General features: G+C 61.6%; 19 protein-coding genes. 12 read left to right on the forward strand and 7 right to left on the reverse strand.

All coding sequences use genetic code 11. The features are described from left to right. Positions 1-30 precede the first annotated feature (30 nt). The 4 genes from F8N80_RS20720 to F8N80_RS20735 are packed head-to-tail and all read left to right on the forward strand — an operon-like array spanning position 31 to position 7,106. Positions 31-1,104, forward strand: a complete 1,074-nt coding sequence (locus tag F8N80_RS20720) for a WD40/YVTN/BNR-like repeat-containing protein (RefSeq protein ID WP_150744689.1) — start codon at positions 31-33, stop codon at positions 1,102-1,104. Between the two features lie 31 nt (positions 1,105-1,135). Beyond that, positions 1,136-3,652: an efflux RND transporter permease subunit gene (locus tag F8N80_RS20725; RefSeq protein WP_150784589.1), complete on the forward strand. Its 2,517-nt coding sequence runs from the start codon at positions 1,136-1,138 to the stop codon at positions 3,650-3,652. A gap of 7 nt (positions 3,653-3,659) precedes the next feature. Further along, entirely contained in the window at positions 3,660-5,438 is a 1,779-nt protein-coding gene (locus F8N80_RS20730; protein ID WP_150744687.1) for an acyl-CoA dehydrogenase C-terminal domain-containing protein, read from the forward strand. A gap of 24 nt (positions 5,439-5,462) precedes the next feature. After that, positions 5,463-7,106, forward strand: a complete 1,644-nt coding sequence (locus F8N80_RS20735; RefSeq protein WP_150744686.1) for a fatty acid--CoA ligase — start codon at positions 5,463-5,465, stop codon at positions 7,104-7,106. Between the two features lie 630 nt (positions 7,107-7,736). Here the strand turns inward: F8N80_RS20735 and F8N80_RS20740 are convergent. Next, positions 7,737-9,623 (reverse strand): sigma-54-dependent Fis family transcriptional regulator, encoded by a 1,887-nt coding sequence (locus F8N80_RS20740; RefSeq protein ID WP_150744685.1) that lies wholly within the window; start codon positions 9,621-9,623, stop codon positions 7,737-7,739. Positions 9,624-9,982: 359 nt separating this feature from the next. On the opposite strand from F8N80_RS20740, the gene F8N80_RS20745 reads away from it, so the two are divergent. Genes F8N80_RS20745 through F8N80_RS20760 form a run of 4 tightly spaced genes read left to right on the forward strand, consistent with a single transcriptional unit; the run spans position 9,983 to position 14,200 of the window. Then, positions 9,983-11,083, forward strand: coding sequence for an ATP-NAD kinase family protein (locus tag F8N80_RS20745; RefSeq protein WP_150744684.1), 1,101 nt, complete (start codon positions 9,983-9,985; stop codon positions 11,081-11,083). Then, the gene (locus F8N80_RS20750; RefSeq protein ID WP_150744683.1) at positions 11,061-12,038 is read left to right on the forward strand and encodes a thiamine pyrophosphate-dependent dehydrogenase E1 component subunit alpha; all 978 of its coding nucleotides are present in this window, start codon (positions 11,061-11,063) and stop codon (positions 12,036-12,038) included. The genes F8N80_RS20745 and F8N80_RS20750 overlap by 23 nt, the downstream gene beginning before the upstream one ends. Before the next feature lie 33 nt (positions 12,039-12,071). Further along, complete coding sequence (locus F8N80_RS20755; protein WP_150744682.1) at positions 12,072-13,091, forward strand: alpha-ketoacid dehydrogenase subunit beta; 1,020 nt, start codon at positions 12,072-12,074, stop codon at positions 13,089-13,091. After that, positions 13,088-14,200, forward strand: a complete 1,113-nt coding sequence (locus F8N80_RS20760; protein ID WP_150744681.1) for an acetoin dehydrogenase dihydrolipoyllysine-residue acetyltransferase subunit — start codon at positions 13,088-13,090, stop codon at positions 14,198-14,200. The genes F8N80_RS20755 and F8N80_RS20760 overlap by 4 nt, the downstream gene beginning before the upstream one ends. 129 nt (positions 14,201-14,329) lie before the next feature. Here F8N80_RS20760 and F8N80_RS20765 read toward each other — a convergent pair whose 3' ends face one another. The 4 genes from F8N80_RS20765 to F8N80_RS20780 form a co-directional block, all read right to left on the reverse strand. Next, entirely contained in the window at positions 14,330-16,558 is a 2,229-nt protein-coding gene (locus tag F8N80_RS20765) for an LTA synthase family protein (RefSeq protein ID WP_150744680.1), read from the reverse strand. A gap of 134 nt (positions 16,559-16,692) precedes the next feature. Then, positions 16,693-17,136, reverse strand: a complete 444-nt coding sequence (locus F8N80_RS20770; RefSeq protein WP_150744679.1) for a hypothetical protein — start codon at positions 17,134-17,136, stop codon at positions 16,693-16,695. A gap of 148 nt (positions 17,137-17,284) precedes the next feature. Then, positions 17,285-18,196: a carbohydrate kinase family protein gene (locus tag F8N80_RS20775; protein ID WP_150744678.1), complete on the reverse strand. Its 912-nt coding sequence runs from the start codon at positions 18,194-18,196 to the stop codon at positions 17,285-17,287. Positions 18,197-18,266: 70 nt separating this feature from the next. Then, positions 18,267-19,217, reverse strand: coding sequence for an AraC family transcriptional regulator (locus F8N80_RS20780; protein ID WP_150744677.1), 951 nt, complete (start codon positions 19,215-19,217; stop codon positions 18,267-18,269). Between the two features lie 257 nt (positions 19,218-19,474). Here F8N80_RS20780 and F8N80_RS20785 point away from each other — a divergent pair, with 257 nt between their 5' ends. Beyond that, the gene (locus tag F8N80_RS20785) at positions 19,475-20,248 is read left to right on the forward strand and encodes an L-iditol 2-dehydrogenase (RefSeq protein WP_150744676.1); all 774 of its coding nucleotides are present in this window, start codon (positions 19,475-19,477) and stop codon (positions 20,246-20,248) included. A gap of 94 nt (positions 20,249-20,342) precedes the next feature. Here F8N80_RS20785 and F8N80_RS20790 read toward each other — a convergent pair whose 3' ends face one another. Further along, the gene (locus F8N80_RS20790; RefSeq protein WP_150744675.1) at positions 20,343-21,644 is read right to left on the reverse strand and encodes an erythromycin esterase family protein; all 1,302 of its coding nucleotides are present in this window, start codon (positions 21,642-21,644) and stop codon (positions 20,343-20,345) included. A 224-nt stretch (positions 21,645-21,868) separates the two neighbouring features. Here F8N80_RS20790 and F8N80_RS20795 point away from each other — a divergent pair, with 224 nt between their 5' ends. From F8N80_RS20795 to F8N80_RS20805, 3 genes are read left to right on the forward strand one after another with little or no spacing between them, the layout of a single operon-like run. After that, positions 21,869-22,522: a hypothetical protein gene (locus F8N80_RS20795; RefSeq protein ID WP_150744674.1), complete on the forward strand. Its 654-nt coding sequence runs from the start codon at positions 21,869-21,871 to the stop codon at positions 22,520-22,522. Continuing rightward, entirely contained in the window at positions 22,522-22,953 is a 432-nt protein-coding gene (locus F8N80_RS20800) for a phage holin family protein (protein ID WP_150744673.1), read from the forward strand. The genes F8N80_RS20795 and F8N80_RS20800 overlap by 1 nt, the downstream gene beginning before the upstream one ends. Continuing rightward, the gene (locus F8N80_RS20805; RefSeq protein WP_150744672.1) at positions 22,950-23,786 is read left to right on the forward strand and encodes a DUF3618 domain-containing protein; all 837 of its coding nucleotides are present in this window, start codon (positions 22,950-22,952) and stop codon (positions 23,784-23,786) included. Before F8N80_RS20800 ends, F8N80_RS20805 begins: the two co-directional genes overlap by 4 nt. A gap of 77 nt (positions 23,787-23,863) precedes the next feature. Here F8N80_RS20805 and F8N80_RS20810 read toward each other — a convergent pair whose 3' ends face one another. Then, a complete protein-coding gene (locus tag F8N80_RS20810) occupies positions 23,864-24,256 on the reverse strand; it encodes a GFA family protein (RefSeq protein ID WP_150744743.1) in 393 nt (130 codons plus the stop codon). Positions 24,257-24,440: the final 184 nt, after the last annotated feature.

The following is a 24,440-nucleotide window of genomic DNA, read 5'->3' on the forward strand; positions in this document are numbered from 1 at the left end:
CCCTGCGCGGTTTTCCGAAGAGGACGCGGTATGTGTTCGTATAAAAATTACCTGCAGCTGGCGCTCGGCGCTCTGCTTGCAATGTGGCAGGGCCTCAGCCAGGCGTCCGGTTATGTCGATGTGCTGGATCTGCCCGCCAAGGTCAGCGCCCTGGCCGTCAACAGCCCGTTATCCGGCATGGCCCACGCCGGCGACCGTCTGGTCGCAGTCGGGCAGCGTGGTCACATTCTGTATTCCGATGACGTTGGCAAGCACTGGCAGCAGGCAGCGGTGCCGGTCAGTTCAGATCTCAATGCCGTGAGTTTTCCGTCCGCCACCCAGGGCTGGGCGGTGGGCGGTGACGGCGTGATCTTGCACAGCAACGACGCGGGTGCGACCTGGCGCAAACAACTGGACGGCCGCGAGATCGGTGCCTTGCTGGTCAAGCATTACCAGGCGTTGGCCAGTGCAGAGCCTGGCAACGAGCAATGGCCTTTGCTGGTCGCTGAAGGTGAGCGCCTGGTGGCACAAGGTGCCGACAAACCCCTGCTCGATGTCTGGTTCGCCAACGACCACCTCGGCTATGTGGTCGGGGTGTTCAACCTGATCCTGCGCACCGAGGACGGCGGCCAGAGCTGGACGCCGTTCCAGGACCGCACCGACAACCCGCAGGGCTTTCATCTCAATGCCATCGCCTCCACCGGCGATGCGCTGTACATCGCCGGCGAACAGGGCTTGTTGCTCAAATGGGATGACGCGGGGCAGCGCTTCGCCGCCCTGCAGACACCGTACCAGGGCAGTTTTTTCGGCGTGGTCGGCAAGCCTGGGGAAGCGCTGGTCTACGGCTTGCGCGGCACTGTGCTGCGCAGTACCGATGGCGGTCGCAGCTGGACCCCGCTGGACACAGGCCTGCAGATCAGCATCACCGCCGGCATCGTCGATGCCCAGGGTGATTACCGCTTGTTCACCCAGGGCGGGCAGAGGCTGGCGAGCCAGGGAGTCGGTGCGCAAATGCACTGGACGCGGCAAGTCGAGCCGGTGCCGGTGACGGGCGTTACGCGCGCCGCCAACGGTGCGCTGGCGGTGGTTGGCAGCCGTGGTGCACGGACGCTGTCCGTTGAATAAGCCCTCGAACCCTTAGAGCGAGAACCCAGACATGGGCAATATCAAACAAGACGCCATGCCGGTCATCCGCGATCTGCGGGACTTCGATCGGTGCTCCGGCAACCGGTTGGAGCGGCTGGTGTTCAACTACCGTCCGCTGTTCATGCTGCTGATGGCGCTGGCCACCGTGGTGCTGGGCTATATGGCGGTGACTCGCCTGGAGCTGCGTCCCAGCTTCGAGAAAATGATTCCGCAGAGTCAGCCGTACATCCAGAACTTCCTGGAAAACCGTCAGTCGTTGCGCGGCCTGGGCAACTCGGTGCGGGTGGTGGTCGAGAACACCCAGGGCGATATTTTCGACCCTGGCTATCTGGACGTGCTCAAGCAGGTCAATGACCAGTTGTTCCTCACCGAAGGCGTCGACCGCGCCTGGATGAAGTCGTTGTGGAGCCCGGCGGTGCGCTGGACCGAAGTCACCGAGGAAGGTTTCCAGGGTGGCCCGGTGATGCCGGATACCTACCAGGGCAAGCCGGAAGAAATAGAACAGCTGCGCCAGAACATTTCCCGTGCCGGTATCGTTGGCAGCCTGGTGGCCAGCGACTACCAATCGAGCATGCTGATCGTACCGCTGCTGGACAAGGCCACGGCCAGCGGTCAGCGCATCGACTACCACGCCTTTTCGCAGATGCTCGAAGAGCAGTTGCGCGACAAGATCGAATTCGCCGGCGACAGCGCTGCACGCAAGGCCGGGGAGGAGGGCAAGGGCCAGTACAAAGTCCGGGTGATCGGTTTCGCCAAACTGATGGGCGATCTGATCGATGGCTTGATCCAGGTGATGATGTTCTTCGGCCTGGCCGTGGTCACCTCGCTGGTCATCATTTATTTCTATACTCGCTGTGTGCGCAGCACCTTGCTGGTAGTCGGCTGCTCGCTGATCGCGGTGGTCTGGCAACTGGGCATCGTCGCCTGGCTGGGCTATGCCATTGATCCGTACTCGGTCCTGGTGCCGTTCCTGATTTTCGCCATCGGTGTGTCCCACGCGGCGCAGAAGATGAACGGCATCATGCAGGACATCGCCCGTGGCACCCACAAGCTGATCGCCGCACGCTACACCTTCCGCCGTCTGTTCATTGCCGGCGTCACGGCGCTGCTGGCCGACGCCGTGGGCTTCGCGGTGTTGATGCTGATCGATATTCCGGTGATCCGCGACTTGGCCATCACCGCCAGTATCGGTGTGGCGGTGCTGATTTTCACCTCGCTGCTGTTGATGCCGGTGGCGCTGTCCTACATCGGTGTCGGCGCGAAGGCGGCCGAGCGCGCGCTGAAAATCGACACCCGTGCCGAAGGGCATAAAGGCTTCGGCAAACTGTGGGACATGCTCGATCGCTTCACGACCCGCAAGTGGGCGACCGGGGCAGTATTGGTCGCGGCGCTGATGGGCATCGGCGGCTTCATGGTCAGCCTGCAACTGAAGATCGGCGATCTGGAAAGTGGCGCACCGGAGTTGCGTGCCGACTCGCGCTATAACCGCGACAACGCCTACATCACCAGCCACTACGCGCTGTCGAGCGATATGTTCGCGGTGATGATCAAGACCGCGCCGGAAGGCTGCCTGAACTACCAGACGCTGATCCTCGCCGACCGTCTGGCCTGGGAGTTGCAGCAGTCTCCTGGGGTGCAGGCGACGTCGTCGCTGGTCAACGCGGTACGGCAGATCACCGCCGGTACCTACGAGGGCAACCCCAAGCTCAACAGCATCCAGCGCAACCAGGACGTGCTGAACTACGCCGCACAGCAAGCCTCGGTCAACTCCCCGGAGTTGTTCAACAACGACTGCTCGCTGATGCCGGTGATCGCCTTCCTCAAGGACCACAAGGCCGAGACCCTGGACGCCGTGGTGGCCATTGCCGAACAGTTCGCCAAGGACAACAGCACTCCGGATCGCCAGTTCCTGCTGGCCGCCGGCAGTGCCGGCATCGAGGCCGCGACCAACATCGTGGTGCGCGAGGCCAACCGCACCATGCTGTTTTACGTCTATGCCGCGGTGACGCTGTTCTGCCTGATCACCTTCCGCAGCTGGCGCGCGACGCTGGTGGCCCTGTTGCCGCTGGTGCTGACTTCGATCCTCTGCGAGGCGTTGATGGTGGTCATGGGCATCGGCGTGAAAGTCGCGACCCTGCCGGTGATCGCCCTGGGCGTCGGCATCGGTGTGGACTACGCCTTGTACTTGCTCAGCGTGCAGTTGCATTACCAGCGCCAGGGCCTGTCGCTGGCAGAGGCCTACCGCAAGGCGGTGGCGTTCACCGGCCGGGTGGTCGGGCTGGTGGGCATTACCCTGGCCGCTGGCGTGGTGTGCTGGGTCTGGTCGCCGATCAAGTTCCAGGCCGACATGGGCATCCTGCTGACCTTCATGTTCCTGTGGAACATGCTGGGGGCGTTGATCCTGATTCCAGCCCTGTCGTACTTCCTGCTGCGTCACCCCGTTGCACAAGCCCCTGTGGCGCAAACCGGTAAAACCGGTACATCCCAACGTCAGGACATGCCGCATGTCCTGACCACTTCCGAGTAAGCCAACGATGTCTGATTACAAAGCTCCCTTGCGCGACATGCGCTTCGTACTCAACGAGGTCTTCGAGGTGTCCCGGCTCTGGGCCGGATTGCCCGGCCTGGCCGAGGTGATCGATGAAGAAACGGCCGCCGCGATCCTTGAAGAGGCCGGCAAGATCAGCGCCGCTGTCGTCGCTCCGCTGAACCGCAGCAGCGACGAGCAGGGCTGCACCTGGAGCAATGGTGCGGTCCAGGCTCCGGACGGTTTTGCCGCCGCGTACCAGGCATTCGCCGAAGGCGGTTGGGTGGGGGTCGGCGGCGATCCGCAGTTCGGTGGCATGGGCATGCCCAAGGCCATTTCGGCCCAGGTCGAGGAGATGGTCAACTCGGCCAGCCTGTCGTTCGGCCTGTACCCCATGCTGACCGCCGGTGCGTGCCTGTCGATCAATGCCCACGCCAGTGAGGAACTCAAGGAGCGCTACCTGCCGAACATGTACGCCGGCACCTGGACCGGTTCCATGTGCCTGACCGAGGCGCATGCCGGCACTGACCTGGGCCTGATTCGCACCAAGGCCGAACCCCAGGCCGACGGCAGTTTCAAGATCAGCGGCAGCAAGATCTTCATCACCGGTGGCGAACACGATCTGACCGAGAACATCATTCACCTGGTACTGGCCCGGCTGCCGGATGCGCCCGCCGGTCCCAAAGGCATTTCCCTGTTTCTGGTGCCCAAGGTGCTGGTCAATGCCGATGGCTCACTGGGTGAGCGCAACGCGCTGTCCTGTGGTTCCATCGAGCACAAGATGGGTATCAAGGCCTCCGCCACCTGCGTGATGAACTTTGACCAGGCCACCGGCTGGATCGTCGATGCGCCGGGCAAGGGGCTGGCGGCGATGTTCACCATGATGAACTACGAACGTCTGGGGGTGGGTATCCAGGGCCTGGCGTTGGGTGAGCGTTCCTACCAGAGTGCCGTCGAATACGCCCGGGACCGTCTGCAAAGTCGTGCGCCGACCGGTGCGCAGCACCCGGACAAGGCCGCCGATCCGATCATCGTGCACCCGGACGTACGTCGGATGCTGCTGACCATGAAAGCCTTGAACGAGGGTGGGCGGGCGTTCTCCAGCTACGTGGCCCTGCAACTGGATACCGCCAAGTACAGCGATGATGCACCAACCCGCACCCGCGCCCAGCAACTGGTGTCGCTGCTGACGCCGATTGCCAAGGCGTTTCTGACTGACATGGGCCTGGAAACCACCCTGCACGGCCAGATGATCTTCGGCGGCCATGGCTATATTCGCGAATGGGGCCAGGAGCAATTGGTGCGCGATGTGCGCATCACCCAGATCTACGAAGGCACCAACGGCATCCAGTCCCTGGACCTGGCCGGGCGCAAGATCGTCGGCAGCGGCGGGGCGCTCTACCGGTTGTTCGCCGCCGAAATCCGCCACTTCACCGCCAATGCCAGTGCTGAACTTGGCGAGTTCACCCAACCGTTGAATGCCGCTGTGGACACCCTCGACGAACTGACCGCGTGGCTGCTGGATCGAGCCCAGGGCAATCCCAACGAAATCGGCGCCGCCTCGGTCGAGTACCTGCAGGTATTCGGCTATACGGCCTATGCCTACATGTGGGCACGGATGGCCAACGCGGCCATGGGCAAACAGGCCGAGGAAGATTTCTACGCCAGCAAGCTGGGCACCGCACGTTTCTACTTCGCCCGCCTGCTGCCGCGCATCCACTCGTTGAGCGCTTCGGTCAAGGCCGGTAGCGAATCCCTCTACGAGCTGGACGCAGCGCACTTCTGATCGAAAGAACAAGGACCCTCCACCATGATGGCGACAAAAATAATTCCGCCCGCCGACGGCGCCTATGCCTACCCCTTGCTGATCAAGCAATTGTTGTTGTCCGGCGTGCGCTACGAACCGGGTCGGGAGATCGTCTACGCCGACAAACTGCGCTACAGCTACCAGACCCTCAACCAGCGGATCCGCCGACTGGCCAACGCCTTGACCGCGGCCGGCGTCAAGGCCGGGGATACGGTGGCCCTGCTTGACTGGGACAGCCATCGCTACCTGGAATGCTTCTTTGCCGTACCGATGATCGGTGCGGTGCTGCACACGGTGAACATCCGTCTTTCGCCGGATCAGGTGCTCTACACCATGAACCACGCCGAGGACGACCTGGTGCTGGTGCATGACGATTTTCTGCCTCTGGTCGAACAGATTCACGGACAGCTGAACACCGTCAAAGGCTACCTGCAGCTCACGGACGACAGCGCAACCGAGACGTCTTTACCTGTACTGGGGGAGTACGAGCAGTTGCTGTCCGGTGCGGCAGACCAGTACGACTTTCCCGATTTCGATGAAAACTCGGTGGCGACGCTTTTCTACACCACGGGCACCACTGGCGCCCCGAAAGGCGTGTATTTCACCCATCGCCAATTGGTTTTGCACACCTTGAATGCCGTGGGCACATTGGGCGTCTATCAAGGCCTGCCGCTGCTGCGCTCCGATGATGTGTACATGCCGATCACGCCGATGTTTCACGTGCATGCCTGGGGCGTGCCCTATGTTGCGACCCTGATGGGGATCAAGCAGGTGTACCCCGGCCGTTACGAGCCCAATAGCCTGGTCCGGCTTTATCGAGAAGAAAAGGTCACCTTTTCCCATTGCGTGCCCACGATTCTGCAAATGATCCTGAATTGTGATGAAGCGAAGCAGACGTCTTTCGAGGGCTGGAAAATGCTCCTGGGCGGCAGCGCGCTGACCTTGGGCATTGCCAGCGAAGCGAGTGCCAAAGGCATTCAGGTGCACAGCGGCTACGGCATGTCGGAAACCTGCCCGTTGCTGTGCCTGACTTACCTGCGTGACGCAGACCTCGATCAATCCATGCAAGCGCAACTGGCCACCCGCATCAAGACCGGCACGCCGGTGCCGATGGTCGACCTGAAAATCATCGATGCCAGTGGCAATGACGTTGCCCATGACGGCGAGTCGCTGGGCGAGATCGTGGTGCGCGCGCCCTGGCTGACCCAAGGCTATTTGAAGGAGCCCGAAAAGGGTGCAGAGCTGTGGCACAACGGCTGGCTGCACACCGGTGACATGGCCTCCATCGACCCCTTGGGCGGGGTGGAAATCAAGGACCGCATCAAGGATGTGATCAAGACGGGCGGGGAGTGGATCAGCTCCCTGGAGCTGGAGAGCCTGATCAGCGAACACGCGGCGGTGATGTCGGTCGCGGTGGTGGGCATTGCCGATGAACAATGGGGTGAACGGCCCATGGCCCTGGTGGTGTGCGAGCCTGGGCAGTACCTCGACCGCAAGATCCTGGAGACGCACCTTCAAGGATTTGTCGAGCGTGGCCGCATCAACAAATGGGCGATCCCCAAGCAGTTCAAGTTCGTCGCCGAGATCCCTAAAACCAGTGTCGGCAAGATCAACAAGAAACTGATTCGGGAAAGCGAATTGAGCTGAGAAGGTACGCCAATGTAACAATCACCGCAGATCAAACTGTGGGAGCGGGCTTGCTCGCGAAGGGGCCATCAAATTTAACATTGATGGCGACTGATCGACCGCTTTCGCGAGCAAGCCCGCTCCCACAGTTGATCTGCGGTGTTGCTCTCCGTCCGGATCTCGCGTTCGGGGGAGGCTGCGCCGCAATGCAAAAGCCATGTCGGTTGAGATGCGGGAGCAGGAATGACCTGAAATCGCCTGGTAAATGGGGTAATCAGCGTCGAAGACGGATTTTCTGCCAGTTGTCCTGGCTGGTACATGCTCCGGTGTCGCCGCGCAGCCAATAGAGGGTCGCCCGGTAAAGCGCCGTGGAACGGGAGCAGTGCAATCCACGGAGTTTTTCGTAAGCCCATTTCCAACCGTGTTTAGCTGCGCTGCTCATCATATGTCCCTGTATCGTGGCCAACCTCCCCGAATGATAGCAGTTTAATAATCAATCGGATCCAACTGATTCCAGGCACCAAAAAATTCGCGCCGGCCTATTGAATGCTTTCTTTTTCCTCAAGAAATTACCCCAGGGCTCTGCAGCAGCGACTGCTGTTCGTCGTGCCATACGCTGCGGGGAATACACACCTTTGGACAACCGCCGTTTCACGTTCGGTCTCTGCCCGGCATATCGATGGCATGCTGATGCACTCGTCGATATAGCGTGGCCCGGGAGATGCCCAACGCCTTGGCCGCGGCGGTCGGTTTCCAGCGATGACGGACCAGGGCATCGATGAGCGCCTGGCGTTCCGGACTTGCGCAACGTTCCAGGCAGTCTGAAGTCGGATCATCGCCGCTGTGGGCGAGCAGTTGCCCGGGCAAGTCGCTCGACAGAATCAGTTGGGTCTCGCACACCGCGCAGGCGTAACGCAGTACATGCCGCAGTTCGCGCACGTTGCCCGGCCAGCGGTAGCCGAGCAGGCATTCCAGGGCGGCGTCGCCCAGTTGCATCGACACACCACAGGCCGACGATTCTTCGTCCAGTATCCGGTTGATCAAGGCCAGTCGATCACTGCGTTCGCGCAAGGGTGGCAATTGGAAGCGCGCGCCACTGAGGCGAAAATACAGGTCTTCGCGAAACACGCCAGAGGTGACCAGTGCTTCCAGGTCGCGATGGCTCGCACAAATGACCTGAATGTCGATCGCTTTGCTGCGTGACGCCCCCAGCGGCGCCACTTCGCCCTCGGCCAGAACCCGCAGCAGCCGGGTTTGCAAGGGCAGGGGCATGTCGCCGATTTCATCGAGAAACAGGGTGCCGCCATCGGCCTGTTCCAGCAGGCCTTGCATGCCTTTGCTCGACGCACCGGTGAAGGCGCCGGGGAGATAACCAAAGAGCTCGCTCTCAATCAGGTTTTCCGGAATGGCCGCGCAGTTCACAGCGATAAAAGGCCGCTCGCCGCGGCGACTGGCCTGGTGCAACTGGCGGGCGAAGACTTCCTTCCCGGAGCCGGTCTCGCCCTGGATCAGCACCGGTAAATTGCGGTCCTTGACCCGGACTGCCAGGCGCAGGCCCTCTTCCAGCCGCGGGTCAAGCTCGGCTTGTGTCAGCAGCCGACGCGCAGGGGGGCGTTGTGCCCGACGAGGCATGCTGAGTCGCCCGTGCAAGGCAGGGCGGCCACCCTGGCATTGAAGCAGGCAGAGCGATCCGTCCCGGGCCCGATGCAATAACTGCTGATCGAACACCTGGCTGATGTGCTCCGGCAGTTGACCGAAGCCTTGCAATAGTCGCCGCGCCGCAGGGTTCAGCGCCTGCAGTCGGCCGTCATCGTCCCAGGCGAGCAAGTAGTCGGGTTGGCTGTCAACGTAACCCGGACTGTTGTGAGCCCGCAGCACCCAATAACCCTGGGCGCTGCTCATGAAAAATGCGTGTTCTATTTCCCGCGCACTCTGCACCACCATCTGCCGGATCAGGTGTTGGGAGCGACGGTCGTCCGGGGAGCGCACCGCGGATACGTCGAGCACCCCGAGCAATTCGCCTCGGGGGTCGAAAACCGGTGCGGCAGAGCAGGTGAGGCCGATAAATGCGGCGCGGAAGTGATCATGCTTGTGCACCGTGACCGGTGCGCGCGCCGTCAGCACCGCGGCCACGCCACAGGTGCCTTCCTCGCCTTCCGACCAGCAAGTGCCCAGGTACAGGCCGGCTTTGCGGCAGTCATTGCGGATAGTGCTTTCCACGCGGTAGTCGATGGTCCGGCCCTGGGCGTCGGTGAGCAGCACGCAGTAGTCGGCATCGCGCACCCGGCCGTGCAGGCGAGCGACTTCTTCGCTGGCGATGCGCAGGAACAGCTCGGAGCGTTCCCGGCACTCCTGCAGCACGTTCGGCGAAAGGATGCGTGGACCTTGCAATGAGCCCGGGTCCAGGTGGTGTTGCTCCATGGAGCGGCGCCAGGAATCGAGAATCAGATCCGATACCGGCAACTGCGGCAGGTGCGCTGCATTTTTCAAGACACGACTGACGCAATCGACATGCGCCTTCGAGTGTGCGGAAAGCATTAAGGCCTCCGGTTCCATCTTCTTTTAGTTGTGCGGCCATTAAGCGCCGTTCATGGACGCTCGACAAGCGTCGATTCCCCCACGGCAAAGGTGAGACGCAACGTCTCAGCGTCTCAGGGTCAGCCCGTGCAGGCTGGCATGGGACGTCTCATTCGAGCGAGACCCACATCACTTGAAAAGCCGCGCAAGACCGCTCTGGAACAGGCCTCGTGGAGCTTTTTTGCAAATCTGGCACCGGCCTTGCTCTAGCGATTGCACTGTCCGACCGGCAACCCGCCCGACCGGTAACCCAATAATAAAAAGAGGTGCCCTATGTCCTCCTGCCGAGGCCCTTTCCCTGTTCTGCCTGTGGTGGCGACATGAGTCGCTTGCCCCTGACCGTCGGCATCATTGCCAACCCGGCGTCGGGCCGCGACGTACGGCGCCTGACGGCGAACGCCGGGCTGTTTTCCAGCACCGACAAGGTCTCGGTGATCCAGCGCCTGCTGGCGGCTTTTGGCGCCACCGGTGTCGAACGGGTGCTGATGCCCACCGACATGACCGGCATCGCCGCTGCGGTGCGCAAGAACAGTCATGGTCGGCAGGCGCGCGGCAGCCACTGGCCAACCCTGGAGTTCCTCGATATCACCTTGCGCCAGAGCGTGGCGGACACTCGTCAGGCAGCACGCTGGATGGCTGAACGCGGTGTGTCGCTGATCGCCGTGCTCGGCGGTGACGGTACGCACAAGGCGGTGGCGGCCGAAGTCGGCGACATTCCACTGCTGACCCTGTCCACAGGTACCAACAACGCCTTCCCGGAGTTGCGTGAAGCCACCAGCGCCGGGTTGGCCGGCGGGTTATTCGCCAGCGGGCGGATTCCCCCCGAAATCGCCTTGCGCCGCAACAAGCGCCTGCTGGTGCAGGTGCCAAGTCGGGGCCTGTGCGAAGTGGCGCTGGTGGATGTGGCCGTGTCCTCGCTGCCCTTTATCGGTGCCCGTGCGATCAGCCGCGGGGTTGATCTGGCCGAGGTGTTCGTGACCTTCGCCGAACCCCAGTCCATTGGCATCTCGGCCCTTTGCGGCCTGTGGTTTCCGGTATCGCGCCAAGCCCCGGGTGGCGCCTGGATGCGCCTTGACCCGCAATCTCCCGAAGCCTTGTTGGTGCCACTGGCGCCTGGCCTGTTGCAAGGCTGCGGCGTGTTGGCCGCCGGCAGCCTGGAGCCAGGCGTGGCCCATCGCCTATGCCTGGCCAGCGGCACCCTGGCCCTGGATGGCGAGCGGGAAATCGAATTCAACGCCCGGGACCTGCCCACCGTCACCCTCGATGCCGGCGGCCCGCTGAGCATCGACGTCCATACGGCCCTGGCCTATGCCGCACGACAGCGGCTGCTGGCCATCGGCCGTGAACACCCGCAACACCCTCTGAACCTTGAGCCTCAAGACACCCTGGAGAATAAAAATGTCGACACAGCTGACCACTGAACAATTGCTGCATGCCTACCGGGTGATGCGCACCATCCGCGTTTTCGAAGAGCGCCTGCACGTGGAGTTCGCCACCGGCGAGATCCCGGGTTTCGTCCATCTTTATGCCGGCGAAGAGGCCTCGGCCGCCGGTGTCATGGCTCACCTGAGGGATGACGATTGCATCGCGTCCAACCACCGGGGCCATGGCCATTGCATCGCCAAGGGCGTGGATGTGTACGGGATGATGGCCGAGATCTACGGCAAGAAAACCGGGGTCTGCCAGGGCAAGGGTGGCTCCATGCACATTGCCGATTTCGAGAAGGGCATGCTCGGTGCCAACGGCATCGTCGGCGCCGGTGCACCCTTGGTCGTGGGCGCAGCGCTGGCCGCCAGACTCAAGGGGACCGACAGCGTCGCGGTGGTGTTTTTCGGTGACGGCGGTTCCAACGAAGGCGCGGTATTCGAGGCGATGAACATGGCCTCCGTATGGAACCTGCCGTGCCTGTTCATTGCCGAGAACAACGGTTACGCCGAGGCCACGGCCTCCAATTGGTCAGTGGCCTGCGATCACATCGCCGACCGCGCCGCGGGTTTCGGCATGCCCGGGGTCACGGTCGACGGCTTCGATTTTTTCGCCGTTCACGAAGCGGCCGGTGCTGCTGTGGAGCGGGCCCGCGCCGGCGAAGGGCCGTCGCTGATCGAAGTCAAGCTGACCCGTTACTACGGTCACTTCGAGGGCGACGCCCAGACCTACCGGGCGCCGGATGAGGTCAAGTATTTCCGCGAGCACAACGACTGCCTGATGCAATTTCGCGACAGCACCACCCGCACCGCAATGGTCGATGCCAGCCAGCTGGACCAGATCGATAGTGAAGTGGACCTGCTGATCGAGAACGCCGTGCGCAAGGCCAAGTCCGACCCCAAGCCAAGCGCGGCCGACTTGCTTACCGACGTCTACGTTTCCTATCCCTGAACGCCCCCCATAACAAAAAACGAGACCATCATCATGGCGAGAAAAATCAGCTATCAGCAGGCAATCAACGAAGCCCTGGCCCAGGAAATGCGCCGCGATCCCAGTGTGTTCATCATGGGTGAAGACGTCGCCGGCGGTGCCGGTGCTCCCGGTGAAAACGACGCCTGGGGCGGGGTGCTGGGCGTGACCAAGGGCCTCTATCACCAATTCCCCGGGCGAGTGCTGGACACGCCGTTGTCAGAGCTGGGCTATGTCGGTGCCGCGGTAGGCGCAGCCACCTGTGGCGTGCGCCCGGTGTGCGAATTGATGTTCGTCGACTTCGCCGGTTGCTGCCTGGACCAGATCCTCAATCAGGCGGCCAAGTTTCGCTACATGTTCGGCGGCAAGGCGTCCACCCCGCTGGTGATCCGCACCATGGTCGGTGCGGGCCTGCGGGCCGCCGCCCAACACTCGCAAATGCTCACTTCGCTGTGGACCCACATCCCCGGGCTGAAAGTCGTCTGCCCGTCATCACCTTATGACGCCAAGGGGCTGTTGATCCAGGCCATCCGCGACAACGACCCGGTGATCTTCTGTGAACACAAACTGCTCTACAGCATGCAGGGCGAGGTGCCGGAAGAGCTCTATAGCATTCCTTTCGGCGAAGCCAACTTCCTGCGCGATGGCAAGGACGTGACCCTGGTCTCCTATGGACGCATGGTCAACACGGCGATGGACGCCGCCCGCAGCCTGGCAGGGCGCGGCATCGACTGCGAGGTCATCGACCTGCGCACCACCAGCCCGCTGGATGAAGACAGCATCCTCGAAAGCGTGGAAAAGACCGGACGCCTGGTGGTGATCGACGAGGCCAACCCGCGCTGCTCCATGGCCACCGATATCTCGGCCCTGGTGGCACAAAAGGCCTTTGCCGCGCTCAAGGCACCGATCGAAATGGTGACCGCGCCACATACGCCGGTGCCCTTTTCCGACGCCCTGGAAGACCTTTACATCCCCGACGCGGCGAAGATCGAAAACGCCGTGCTCAAACTGATCGAGTGGAGCAAGCGTTCATGAGCCAGATCCATACCTTGACCATGCCCAAATGGGGCTTGTCCATGACCGAAGGCCGGGTCGATGTCTGGCTCAAGGAGGAGGGGCAGGCAATCACCAAGGGCGACGAAGTACTGGATGTGGAAACCGACAAGATTTCCAGCAGCGTCGAAGCACCGTTTTCCGGCGTGCTGCGCCGGCAGATCGCGCGCCAGGATGAAACCCTGGCGGTGGGTGCCTTGCTCGGCATCGTGGTCGACGGCGAGGCCAGCGAGGCGCAGATCGATGCGGTGGTCGAACAGTTCCAGGCCGCGTTCGTTCCCGGCGCCGGTGCCGAGGAGGACAGCGGGCCCAAGCCACAGAAGGTCGAGCTGGACGGGCGGCTGATCCGTTACTTCGAGCGCGGCGAAGGCGGGGTGCCGTTGGTGCTGGTGCACGGCTTTGGCGGCGATCTGAACAACTGGTTGTTCAATCACGAAGCATTGGCCGCCGGGCGGCGGGTGATCGCCCTCGATCTGCCGGGTCACGGCGAGTCGACCAAGCAACTGGAGCGGGGCGACCTGGATGAGCTGAGCGCAGTGCTGCTGGCACTGCTCGACCATCTGGATATTCCCGTTGCGCATTGGGCGGGCCACTCCATGGGCGGTGCGGTAGCGCTCAATACCGCACGGCTGGCGCCGCAGCGGGTGCGTTCATTGACCTTGATCGGCAGCGCCGGTCTGGGCGCCGAAATCAACGGCCAATACCTGCAAGGTTTTGTCGATGCGGCCAGCCGCAACGCCCTCAAGCCTCAATTGGTCCAGCTGTTCTCCAATGCGGAACTGGTCAACCGGCAGATGCTTGAAGACATGCTCAAGTACAAGCGCCTGGAAGGGGTGGACGCGGCCTTGCGCCTGCTGATCTCGGGGGTGTTTGCCGATGGCCGGCAAACCACGGATCTACGCGGCGTGGTGCAGGAAGGCCGGCAGCCGGTATTGCTGATCTGGGGCAGTGACGACGCAATTATTCCGGCCTCCCACAGCGCCGGGCTGTCGGCGCAAGTCGAGATCCTGCCGGGTCAGGCACACATGGTCCAAATGGAAGCGGCCGAGCAGGTCAACCGGCTGATCCTGGACTTTGTGCAACAGCACTGATGCCCCCCTCGGCGGCCAGCTGTTGGCCGCCAGGGTTCTAACGATTTCAAGGAGACTCCCCCATGCAGGCAGAGGCCGGGATGCAGTCGGCTTGACCATCCCCGGAGTGGGCGAGGAGCCCTTCGCCGGTCAGCTCGATTCGGCGATGTCAGCGTCGAGGGGCTCGGTCGGCGATGCCTCTTGCCCCGGTAGTTCGGTGATCACACTGAAGTCACTGACTTCGACCGCGCCCGACCCATACCCCAGCAGGTGGAAAGAGAATGCCTTGCGTGACTGCGGATTGGGGAAGCTGAAATCCATCTCAAGCGGCTGGTCGGCCGTGACCAGCATTTCTGTCGGCAGGCCCAATTCCACATCCTGTTCCAGCTCCTTGGTCTTGAGCTGGATGTAGGCGTTCTGTTGGGGGTCTACCGAGCGCACGGTCAGGCGCACGCGGGTGTGCGAGCCTTTGGGCATTTCAAGGTACTGCGCGCCGATCAGGTTGTCGGCCCAGTCATCCTTTATCTGCGCCTGGAGAGGAATGATGGTGGGGCTGCCGAACTGGTAGTGCAGGTTCAGCGGTGTCTGCAACAGCGTTTGATCCAGGGCTGCGGCCCTTGCCGCGATCTGGCGCGCACGCTTGCCCCCGTATTGACCGGTCAAGGTGGCACGATCGGCGATGAAACCTTCGCTGGCGTAATACCGGCAGCGCTGTTGAAAGTCGCACTCGGTGAAAGTGCCCTGGCCATCGTGGTAGCGCAGCTTGCCATTGGTGAACGACATGATCTCGCGGCCGGTGTCGTACTGGCGAAACAGCGAGCGACCGCTCAGGGTCGGCGGGACAGGCAAGGCGAAGTAGTCGAGGATCGAGGTGCTCAGGTCGACATGTCCGTAGACCCCGGTCTTGATCTGCGGGAGCTGTTCCTGTTCGGGTGCCAGTGTCAGGTTGAAGCCCCAGGAGGAAGCGAGGCGCACGCCGTCGATGCCGTGGGATTCGTCGGACGTGATCACCACCAGGGTGTCCTCGAGGATGCCCTGGCGTTCCAGGCCGCCGAGAAACTGCCCAAGGGCATCGTCCAGGTAACCCACGGCGGCTTGCTTGGCGGTGTCATAACGCTGCAAATAGTCGTCCGGGGCCGAGTAGGGCTGATGGGTGCCCACGGTCAGCAGCGTCAGCATCCACGGCTTGTTGTTTTTCTCAAGCTGGCCGACGTAGTCCAGCGCGCCTTCGAAAAAGGCCTTGTCATCCTTGCCCCACGGAAAGTCCAGATAGGACGCATTGGTGAACCATTCGAGGCCATGGGTCGCGTCGAAACCGATGTGGGGCATGATCTTGTCTTTGGCCATGAAGCGCAGCCCGGCGCCCTGAAGGTAGTGGGTGGAGAAGCCATTCTTGCGCAATTGTGCCGGCAGGCAGGCCTGGTTGCGTTCGCTCTGGGTCAGCATCTCGACCCCTTTTGGGGTGCCGTTGTCGAGCTTGTCGTAATCGCCGCAGAGCATCGCGTACAGGCCACGAATGGTCTGGTGGCTGTGCAGCACGTAGTCCGGCGTGTTCATGCCCCGTCCCGCCCACTGGCTGAGATGGGGCATCAGGTTCTCTTGATAACTGCTGCGCAGGGCCTGGCGGTTGACCCCGACATAGGCGCCGGGAATGCCTTCCAGGGCAATGATCAAGACGTTGCGCGCACGTCCCGGGGCTGCCAGCAGTTTTTGGCCGGTCAGGTCGAGTTCGGTGAGGCCCGCCATCTGCGGGGCGACATCGATCTCGTCACCTTCCAGCCAGTCTTCTGCGCGAGCTTGAACCTCGCCCACGCCAGCGGCCAGCACCTGGTGCGGCAAGTTGAACACGTGCCACTGGTCGGCGTCGGTAGGTTGCAGGTGTTGCGCCCCCCAGTGAGCGATCAACAGCAGCAGCGGCACGGACCAGGCATGACGGGGCAAGCGCGGTGCAGGTGTCGTAGCGCCCAGCCAATGGGTGCACAGCCACGCAATCAGCCCCAGCAGCAAGGTGCCGGCTAGCCAGGGTTGGGCGAGTCCGCCGCCGGCGGAGTTTTCCAGAAACTGCGGATCGATCAGGTAGTGCAAGTCCGAGAGGTTGGGCAGCCGACCGACCGCGCTGACCAGTTCGGCGGTCGCCACGGTCATGAAGCCCCAGGCCAACAATATCGGCAGGGCCAGCCACCAGGGGCGACGGTGCAGGAGCACGATGAGCACGCTCGCAATGCACAGGTCCGACAGGTATCCATGTGGATTCGACCATCCCAGCGCTGCACGCAGGCACAGGGGTGTGATCAGAACCAGGCCGATGAGGGCGATGAGACGTGCGTAGGGTTGCCGTAGCCACTGACGGATGATGTTCACAAAAGTTCTTCCAGACATTAAAGCTTCATACCAGTGTGCTGGATGGTATCAACTGGCGACAAAACTGGCCTGGGTATCAATGGCTGCAGGCGGTTTTGAGCGGGTGATGGTCTGAATATTGTTTGACATAAAGTGTCAGAGCGATCGCAACGCTAACTGCAAGCCACGCTGACCGCTTTCGCGGCGCGTTGCAGTTCCTGTTTGACCTCGACCGGTATCCGACGTTTCAAGGGTCGCTGGTCGAGGAATATCTGCTCGCCTGGAGCATTAATCTCCGCGTCGATAGCCGCTGCCTGGGCTTCGATGGAGGCAGCGTGAGCTTCGATCACACGGTTGACCTCGGCTTCATTGGTCGCTGCGTCGAGCGCTTCGATCAGAGCCGCCACCTTGGCTTCCTCATCCTTGGCATACTCTTCTACCGACAAGCCGGCGGCTAACGCACGTGCACGGATTTCCACGCCCTTGAGTGCCTGCTTGGCTTCGCTGCACTGAGCGCTCTGCTTGCGGTTTTCGACAGTGTTCCACTGGATGAGTCCGTAGGCCATCGCACCGAAAATCGCCACGGTAATGCCGCCCATCATCAGGCTTCGCCTCATGGGAGCACCGTCGAGCGGCGGGGGAGTGAGAGTTCGTTATGCATCGCTTCAACCTGTTCGGGAATGTGAAGCGTAGCATCGGAAACGGCTGCACCCCCCGGCTGTCTGTCGGGTATTGACAAAGCGCTGGAGGGGTGTATCAGCGGGGTTACAAGCTTGTGCCAGTCGCTTGCAGCAGACTGTTCACATCGGCCAATGTCGGCGCATGGGCTCCGGCATGGCGGCACGACAGGGAGGCGCAGGCTGCGGCAAATTGCAGGCGTTCGCGCACCTCGGTAATGCCGAGCAAATCCGATGCAAGCCAGCCGGCCATGCACGCGTCGCCCGCACCGACAGTATCGGCCACGGTCACCGGAATCGCCGGCTGCTCGTACTGGCTGTCGGGGGTGTGAAGCAGCATTCCGTGTTCACCTCGGGTGAACAGGATCTCGGCCATCGGGTTAAGAGCGCGAAGCTCATCCAGTGCCCGGTGTTCGCTCAGCCCTGGATAAATGTGCCGAAGGTCTTCGTCGGACAGCTTGATCATGTCGGCCAGGGCGGTCATCGTCGGGAACGTCTGTTGCCGATAATGGCTGTCCATCAAATTGCGCCAGTTCGGGTCAAAGCTGATTCGTTTGCCGGCGCCTTTGGCTTGTTCGGCGAGTGTTACCAGGCGGTCTCCCAGCGGCTGACGAGCCAGGCTGATGCAGCTGAAATGACACACTTGCGCCTGCTCGATCCATCCTGGCGGCAGCAGGCCCGGATCAAAAAACAGATCGGCCTCTCCCGCAAAAAAATACCGTGGAGGGCGGCTCGATGGAACGATGGCGACCAGCGGATCGCGGTCTACTCGTTGTAAAAATCGCCTGTCCAGACCTGCCGCTTCCGTCTGCCGGGCGATCTCGTCGCCCAGGGAGTCGGTGCTGACGGATCCGGCGAAGGCGCTGTCGACGCCCAGTCGACTGAGTGCTCGAGCCACGTTCCAGGGCGCTCCGCCCGGATAGCCTTGCCACTGTCCGGGCGTACCCTGGACAAGGTCGGTCAGGGCTTCGCCAAATACGATTGCGCGAGGCAATACCATGGTCATTTCCTCTTTTTTTCCTGGAGTGATGGCTGTTGGCTGATCAGGGCGATCGCCTGGCATCACTCGTTCAATGGGCTGTGGTGTAGGGAAGGGCGGGATGAATCGCGTTGCGATTGAACAGCGTCATTGCCGTTGCGCGACGATATTCGCTCGGTGTCTGGTCCATTTCGATCCGGAAATGCCGGTTGAAGTTGGAGAGGTTGGCGTAGCCCACTTCAAAGCAGATGTCAGCCACCGACATCTCTGTCTGCAACAGCAGCCGGCAGGCACGCTGGACCCTGAGCTTGCGCATGAGATCGATGAAGCCGTGGCCGGTAATCCTTTTGAAGAAGCGCGAAAACCCCGGCTCGCTCATGTCCAGGCGTTGAGCGATGACCGACAGCCGAAGATCACCTGTCAGTTCGGTCAGCAGGTAGTCGAAGGCCTTGTTGATTCGCTCGGAACTACGGTCATCCAGCGTCGGCGCATAGCAGGCACTGGCCAGCAGGTGCGCCTCCTGCAGGGGCGCTTTCAACAGCGTGTTGATCAATTGCAGGAAGAGGATCAAGCGCTCGAGCCCTTGCGCGGGACCTATGTCTTCGAGCAGTCGAGCGGCCTGTACGGCCGTTGCCCCGGTGAACTCCAGGCCACGACGGGCACGTGCAAACAGGTGCTGCAACTCACCCAGCTCAGGCAGGGTGCCCCGCAAGGCCAGGAGGGCTGCACCGTCAAACTGCAGCACCACATCGCGCCCCGCCAGGTATTCACCGGACGCCAGGTCGCCGATCCAGTCATGGGGCAGGTCGGGGCCGATCAGCGCCACATGACCTGCGCCAAACGCACCTATGTAGTCGCCGGCGACCAGCTTGCCGCTGCCTTGGCGGATCAGATGAATCTCGAATTCAGGATGATGATTCCAGCGAGCCAGGGCGTAGGGGTAGTCGTGTTCGTACCAACGAAAGCAATGATCGGGCTCAGGCAGGATGACCTCCAGCTCGGCGGGTCGCTGTTCGAACAGAGCGGCTCGGCTATCAGGCATGGCATGCCCCTTTTATTGTTATTTGATCTTTGTGTGCGACCAACATACCCCCTCTCGGCGGGTGCCTGCTAGCGCCGTTATTGCCCACGACTGATACTTTTTTGCTCTCTGGGCTGTTATCCAGCGGCGGGTTAAAAAAGTATCGGTCGAGCATCCGCTATGGGTTTGTCCGGGGCAATCCAAGCTGCTGTAATCGAGTTGTCTGGCGCGGTGAAATGAAGATCGCCGACCTTTTCAAACAAACGGATAAACAATCAATGAAACGACTGCAAGGCAAAAGTGCACTGGTCACCGGGTCGGCCCGCGGCATAGGACGATCCTTCGCCCAGGCCTACATCAACGAAGGGGCAACGGTCGCCATCGCCGACATCAACCTGGAGCGAGCCCAGGCCACGGCCGACGAATTAGGGCCAAACGCCTACGCCGTGGAAATGGACGTGACCGACCAGGCGTCCATCGATAACGCCATTGCCGCCGTCATCGAGCAGACCGGCAAGCTGGATATCCTGATCAACAACGCCGCGTTGTTCGACCTGGCGCCCGTCGTCGACATCACCCGCGACAGCTTCGAACGCCTGTTTTCGATCAACGTCGCCGGAACCCTGTTCACCCTGCAGGCTGCGGCGCGGCAGATGATCCGTCAGGGGCACGGCGGCAAGATCATCAACATGGCCAGTCAGGCGGGACGCAGGGGAGAGGCGCTGGTGGGGGTTTATTGCGCCACCAAAGCCGCCGTTATCAGCCTGACGCAGTCAGCCGGCCTGGATTTGATCAAGCACGGGATCAACGTGAATGCCATCGCACCCGGTGTGGTGGATGGCGAACACTGGGATGGCGTCGATGCCATGTTCGCCAGGTTCGAGAACCGGCCACTGGGTGAAAAGAAAAAGCTCGTGGGGCAGGAGGTGCCTTTTGGAAGAATGGGTACGGCTGAAGATTTGACGGGGATGGCCATTTTTCTTGCGTCGTCCGAGAGCGAGTATGTGGTGGCGCAAACGTATAACGTCGATGGTGGTAACTGGATGAGTTGAGATGCAGGAGCGGGCTTGCCCGCGAAGGCGGCAGCCCATTCAACGCAGCAGTGCGCGTCTGAGCTCCTCAATGGTTTCGACACCCAAGACTGAGTCAAATGCCAAAGGGAAAGGTGTCCTGTTCATGGCTCGAGGAGTGTTCGGTAGCCAACGGCGTGATCGCCCGGGTATGGGCAAACCATAGATAAGCGTCGAACTGATCACTCAGGGAGGCTTCGAAGTAGTGGCTCTGACGCTCGGTTTCCGGTCGATAAATGACGCCGATGGCCCGTTCGAGCAAGCGTGCCGACAGCGCCGGGCGCAAGGCCTGACGAAGGTTGTAGCGCCAGTCATACAGGGCCTTGGCATGGCCGGCCTCGACAAACGCATGTTCCCAGCTATGGGGCAGGGCGTGCCGTACCTGCTTGATGTGCATGGGGCCATCCCAGTCACTGGCGGCAGCCACGGTGCCCTGATCGGTGCCCATGCCAATCAGCACGGTGTCGTCGCCCCAGGCTTCGCGACACAGTTGGCCAAGGGTCAATTGGCCGCTGTCACCCATCTGCGTCGCCCGGGCATCACCGACATGGGAGTTATGCGCCCAGACAATCGCCCTGGCATTGCGACCCAGGCGCGAACGCACCCCTTGCAGGGTTTCGAACATGTGCCGGTCGCGCAGGTTCCAGGACGTAGTGCTGCCGCGATACATCGCCCGGTAATACTGCTCGGCGGCATGAACGACCCGGGCGTTCTGCGTGGCGTTGAACAGGGCTTCGCCATCCTGTCCGATCAACGCTAGACGCTGGTTCAATAGCTGCTGCAGTTGTTCAAGCACGGCGCTCTCGCAAGTGGCCATGCCGCCACGCTCGGTGTAGTGGCCATAAAGCGCCGGGTCGTTTTGCCACGGAGTCAGGCAGGCATAGCGTTGCCGGGCTTCACGGGCCATGGACGGCTCGGTGTCTTCCAGATAGCCCAGCACTTCGCGAATCGAACTGCGCAGGCTGTACACATCCAGTCCGCGAAACTCCACGCGCACTTCAGGCGCCAGCGCTTGATTGTGCTTGCTTAACCAACGGGTGAACCGCTGGACCTCGGTGTTGCGCCACATCCAGGTGGGGAAGCGCGTGAAGGCCGCTTCGTGCCAGCCACCTTTGTCCCTTCCTCGCACGCTACGGTCGATCTGATCGGCGTCCGGCCAGTCGGCCTCCACCGCGACGATGGTAAAGCCATGATGGGTCACCAGGCGCCGGGTGATCGCGGCACGCGCCTGATAAAACTCATGGCTGCCATGGCTGGCTTCACCGATCAGTACCACCCGGGCCTGGCCGAAACGATCGAATAGCCCGGCAAAGTCTTCGCTGTCGGCATCGGGCAGGGGCTCGGCGTTTTCCTTAAGGACTGTGCTCAGGTTGTCCATGCTCAGATGCTCCCGTTGCGCGGGGATGGTGAGCGATAGAGGGCGGGGTGAAAACAGGGTTCCATCGAGATGACTGAATGTCGTCTTTCTCACTCCACACCGCATCGCTCATCATTCCTTTGGAACTCCTGACAGCTGCGCTCCGTCCTTTGAAATGAGGGGGGCTGCGGGTATTTCGTGGCGAACCCTGTAACGCTTTTTTTATATGGAAGGCGAGGAACGTCATGAATACTTCAGACACCAGAGCTGGGACTCAGACAGACAATCAAGACGACATTGGGCGACCCGAACAAGACTTTCAACATTTGAAGGAAGACGTCACAGAGGTGCTCGGCGGCGCGAGGCAACAGGTCGATGCGCAGTTCGGGCAGTACCGTGACACCGCGGCGGATCAGATCGAGGCACTGGCCAAGGGCGCCAAGTCTTTCGTGTCCGAGCTGCAAAGCAACGACACGCTTGGCATGTCCGACTACCTCTCGGACATGGCGCAATCCATGAGTGGCCTGGCAGGGAGTCTGCGCGGTAAAAGTGCCGAACAGTTGTTCCATGACAGTGCCGACCTGGCGCGTAACAATCCGGCCCTGTTCATTGCCGGCAGTATCGCGCTGGGCTTCGGCTTGTCGCGCTTCCTGAAAGCCGGCAGCAGCCCCGCGGCGACCTTTTCCGCTGCCGGTGAACCGGCCACCGGCAACTCGATGCCTGCATCGGAGGGTTATGGTGCGCAACGCCCTTATGAAACCTCCGTTGCACCGCGCACCGATTCAGGGGCAGGCCTGGCCACCGGTATCACACCTGCCTCGCCGAATGAACAAGACCACCCTTCGGACGTTGCCACGATGTCGACACCTGGCTCGACATCCTTCAAAGGAGAGCTGTGATGAACAGAAAAGATCCGGATCTGCCGAACTCAAGGCCGCTGTCCGTTCCTGAACAGGACGCTTCGGTCATTGGATTGTTGCGGCAGTTGTCCCGCGAAGTGCCCGATCTCTTCACCAAGGAGCTGGCGCTGGCCAAGGCTGAGCTGCAAGCCAGCCTCACTACGCTCAAGGCCGGCATTGCCAGTGTGGCGGGTGGTGCGATTGTGCTGCTGGCGGGGTTCATCATCTTGTTGATGTCCGCCGTCTACGGCCTGAGCCTGTTCATGGCGTCGTGGTTGGCCGCCCTGATAGTCGGGGTCGTGGTGATGATCATCGGGTTCGCCATGCTGCAGACAGGCAAGAAACAATTCGAGCCGTCCCACTTCAAGCCCGATCGTACGCTGGGCGCCTTGAGTAAAGACCAGGAAGCGCTGCGGAGGAAAGTCTCATGAACCGTGAATTAGAAACCGAAGCAGACAAAAGTCCCGAAGCCATCGAACGTGAAATCGATGCGCAAAGGGCAAACATCGGCAATATCGTTGATGCGCTGGAAAGCAAATTCACGCCGGGTCAGGTATTCGATCAGGCGTTGAGCATGATGCAAAGCAATGGCACGACATTCCTGACCAACCTGGGGACCAGCGTACGTAATAACCCGATGCCCGTGGTCCTGACCTCCGTTGGGCTGCTGTGGATGATGATGAGCCAGAACCGTCCGCCGACGCCACGTCCGTCCTATCGAGTCGGGCCGAGCCCGCTCGACAAGGCGGGGGAGTGGGTCGATGGCTTGACCGATGGTATCGACAGCGCGCGTGACCATCTGCACCAAGGCGCCGATACCCTCAAGGAGGGCTATCAGTCGGTCAAAGGCAAGGCGGCGCACCTGAGCGATAATCTGGGGGCGACCACGGAAAACATCAGCCATGCCATGCATGATGCCAGTGACCGTCTGGTCCGCAGCACCCAGGTGGTCAGTCATCAATTGCGCCATTTGCTGCAGGAGCAACCGCTGATGGTCGCTGCTGCGGGCATCGCGTTGGGCGCCATGTTGGGCGCGGCATTACCTTCGACGGCGACTGAGCAACGCTACCTGGGCAAGACCAGCGCCGGCCTGGCCGACAAGGTCAAGCAGCAGGCCCGGGAGGGGTTTGAGGCGGTGCGCGATACGGTGACAAAGACCACGGATCACGCCGATATGGACGTCAAGCCGGATGGGGAGCAGCGCCCGGCATCCACGAACGCAGCGAGTGCCGCCGACCTGTCGCGAGGATTGGGCACTTCCTGACCGGGCGTGTGACGGGAGGTCCGCAACGGACCTCCCGTCTGACGTGAGAGCATCGCCAAACCCCGCAGTCACCGGGTTCACAGTGAGTTCCAGACCCCGCCATCCGCGACCGGGACATCGTTCAGGTCGAAGGGATTGACCCCTTCCAGACAGCCGATGTTGAAACCGAACTCTTCCGGATTGGTGCTGCGTCGGTGGTGTGTATAGGTGCCGCAGTTTTTACAAAAGTAGTGCTCGGCCACATGCTTGCCAAATTGGTATCTCGACAGCGCGGACTTGCCCCTGATCACCTTGAGATCTGCCCAGGCGACTGCTGCGACGATTGCGCCTTTGCGTTTACAGAACGAGCAGTCACAGCGGTGTGGGCTGGGAACACCGTCCGGTAAATGGATCTCCAGAATGACGGCGCCACAGTGACAACTGGCTCGATGATGCATGCGGATAGCGGTATTGCCGATTTTCTTCAACATCACACTGCGTTGATCATTGATATCGGTGACCACGGCGTGCTGCGGATAGCTTGGGGCCATGACGTTGAAACCTCCGTCCAATCCAATGTTGCGGATTCGCGCCATTTAACGTCAGTCACTCCATACTTCTGCGCTTGAGGCCTGGAGATGATTTAAGCGGCGTTCTGCCTGGTTCAGGTAGGGG

Source organism: Pseudomonas fluorescens, assembly GCF_902497995.1.
GTDB lineage: Bacteria > Pseudomonadota > Gammaproteobacteria > Pseudomonadales > Pseudomonadaceae > Aquipseudomonas > Aquipseudomonas fluorescens_BK.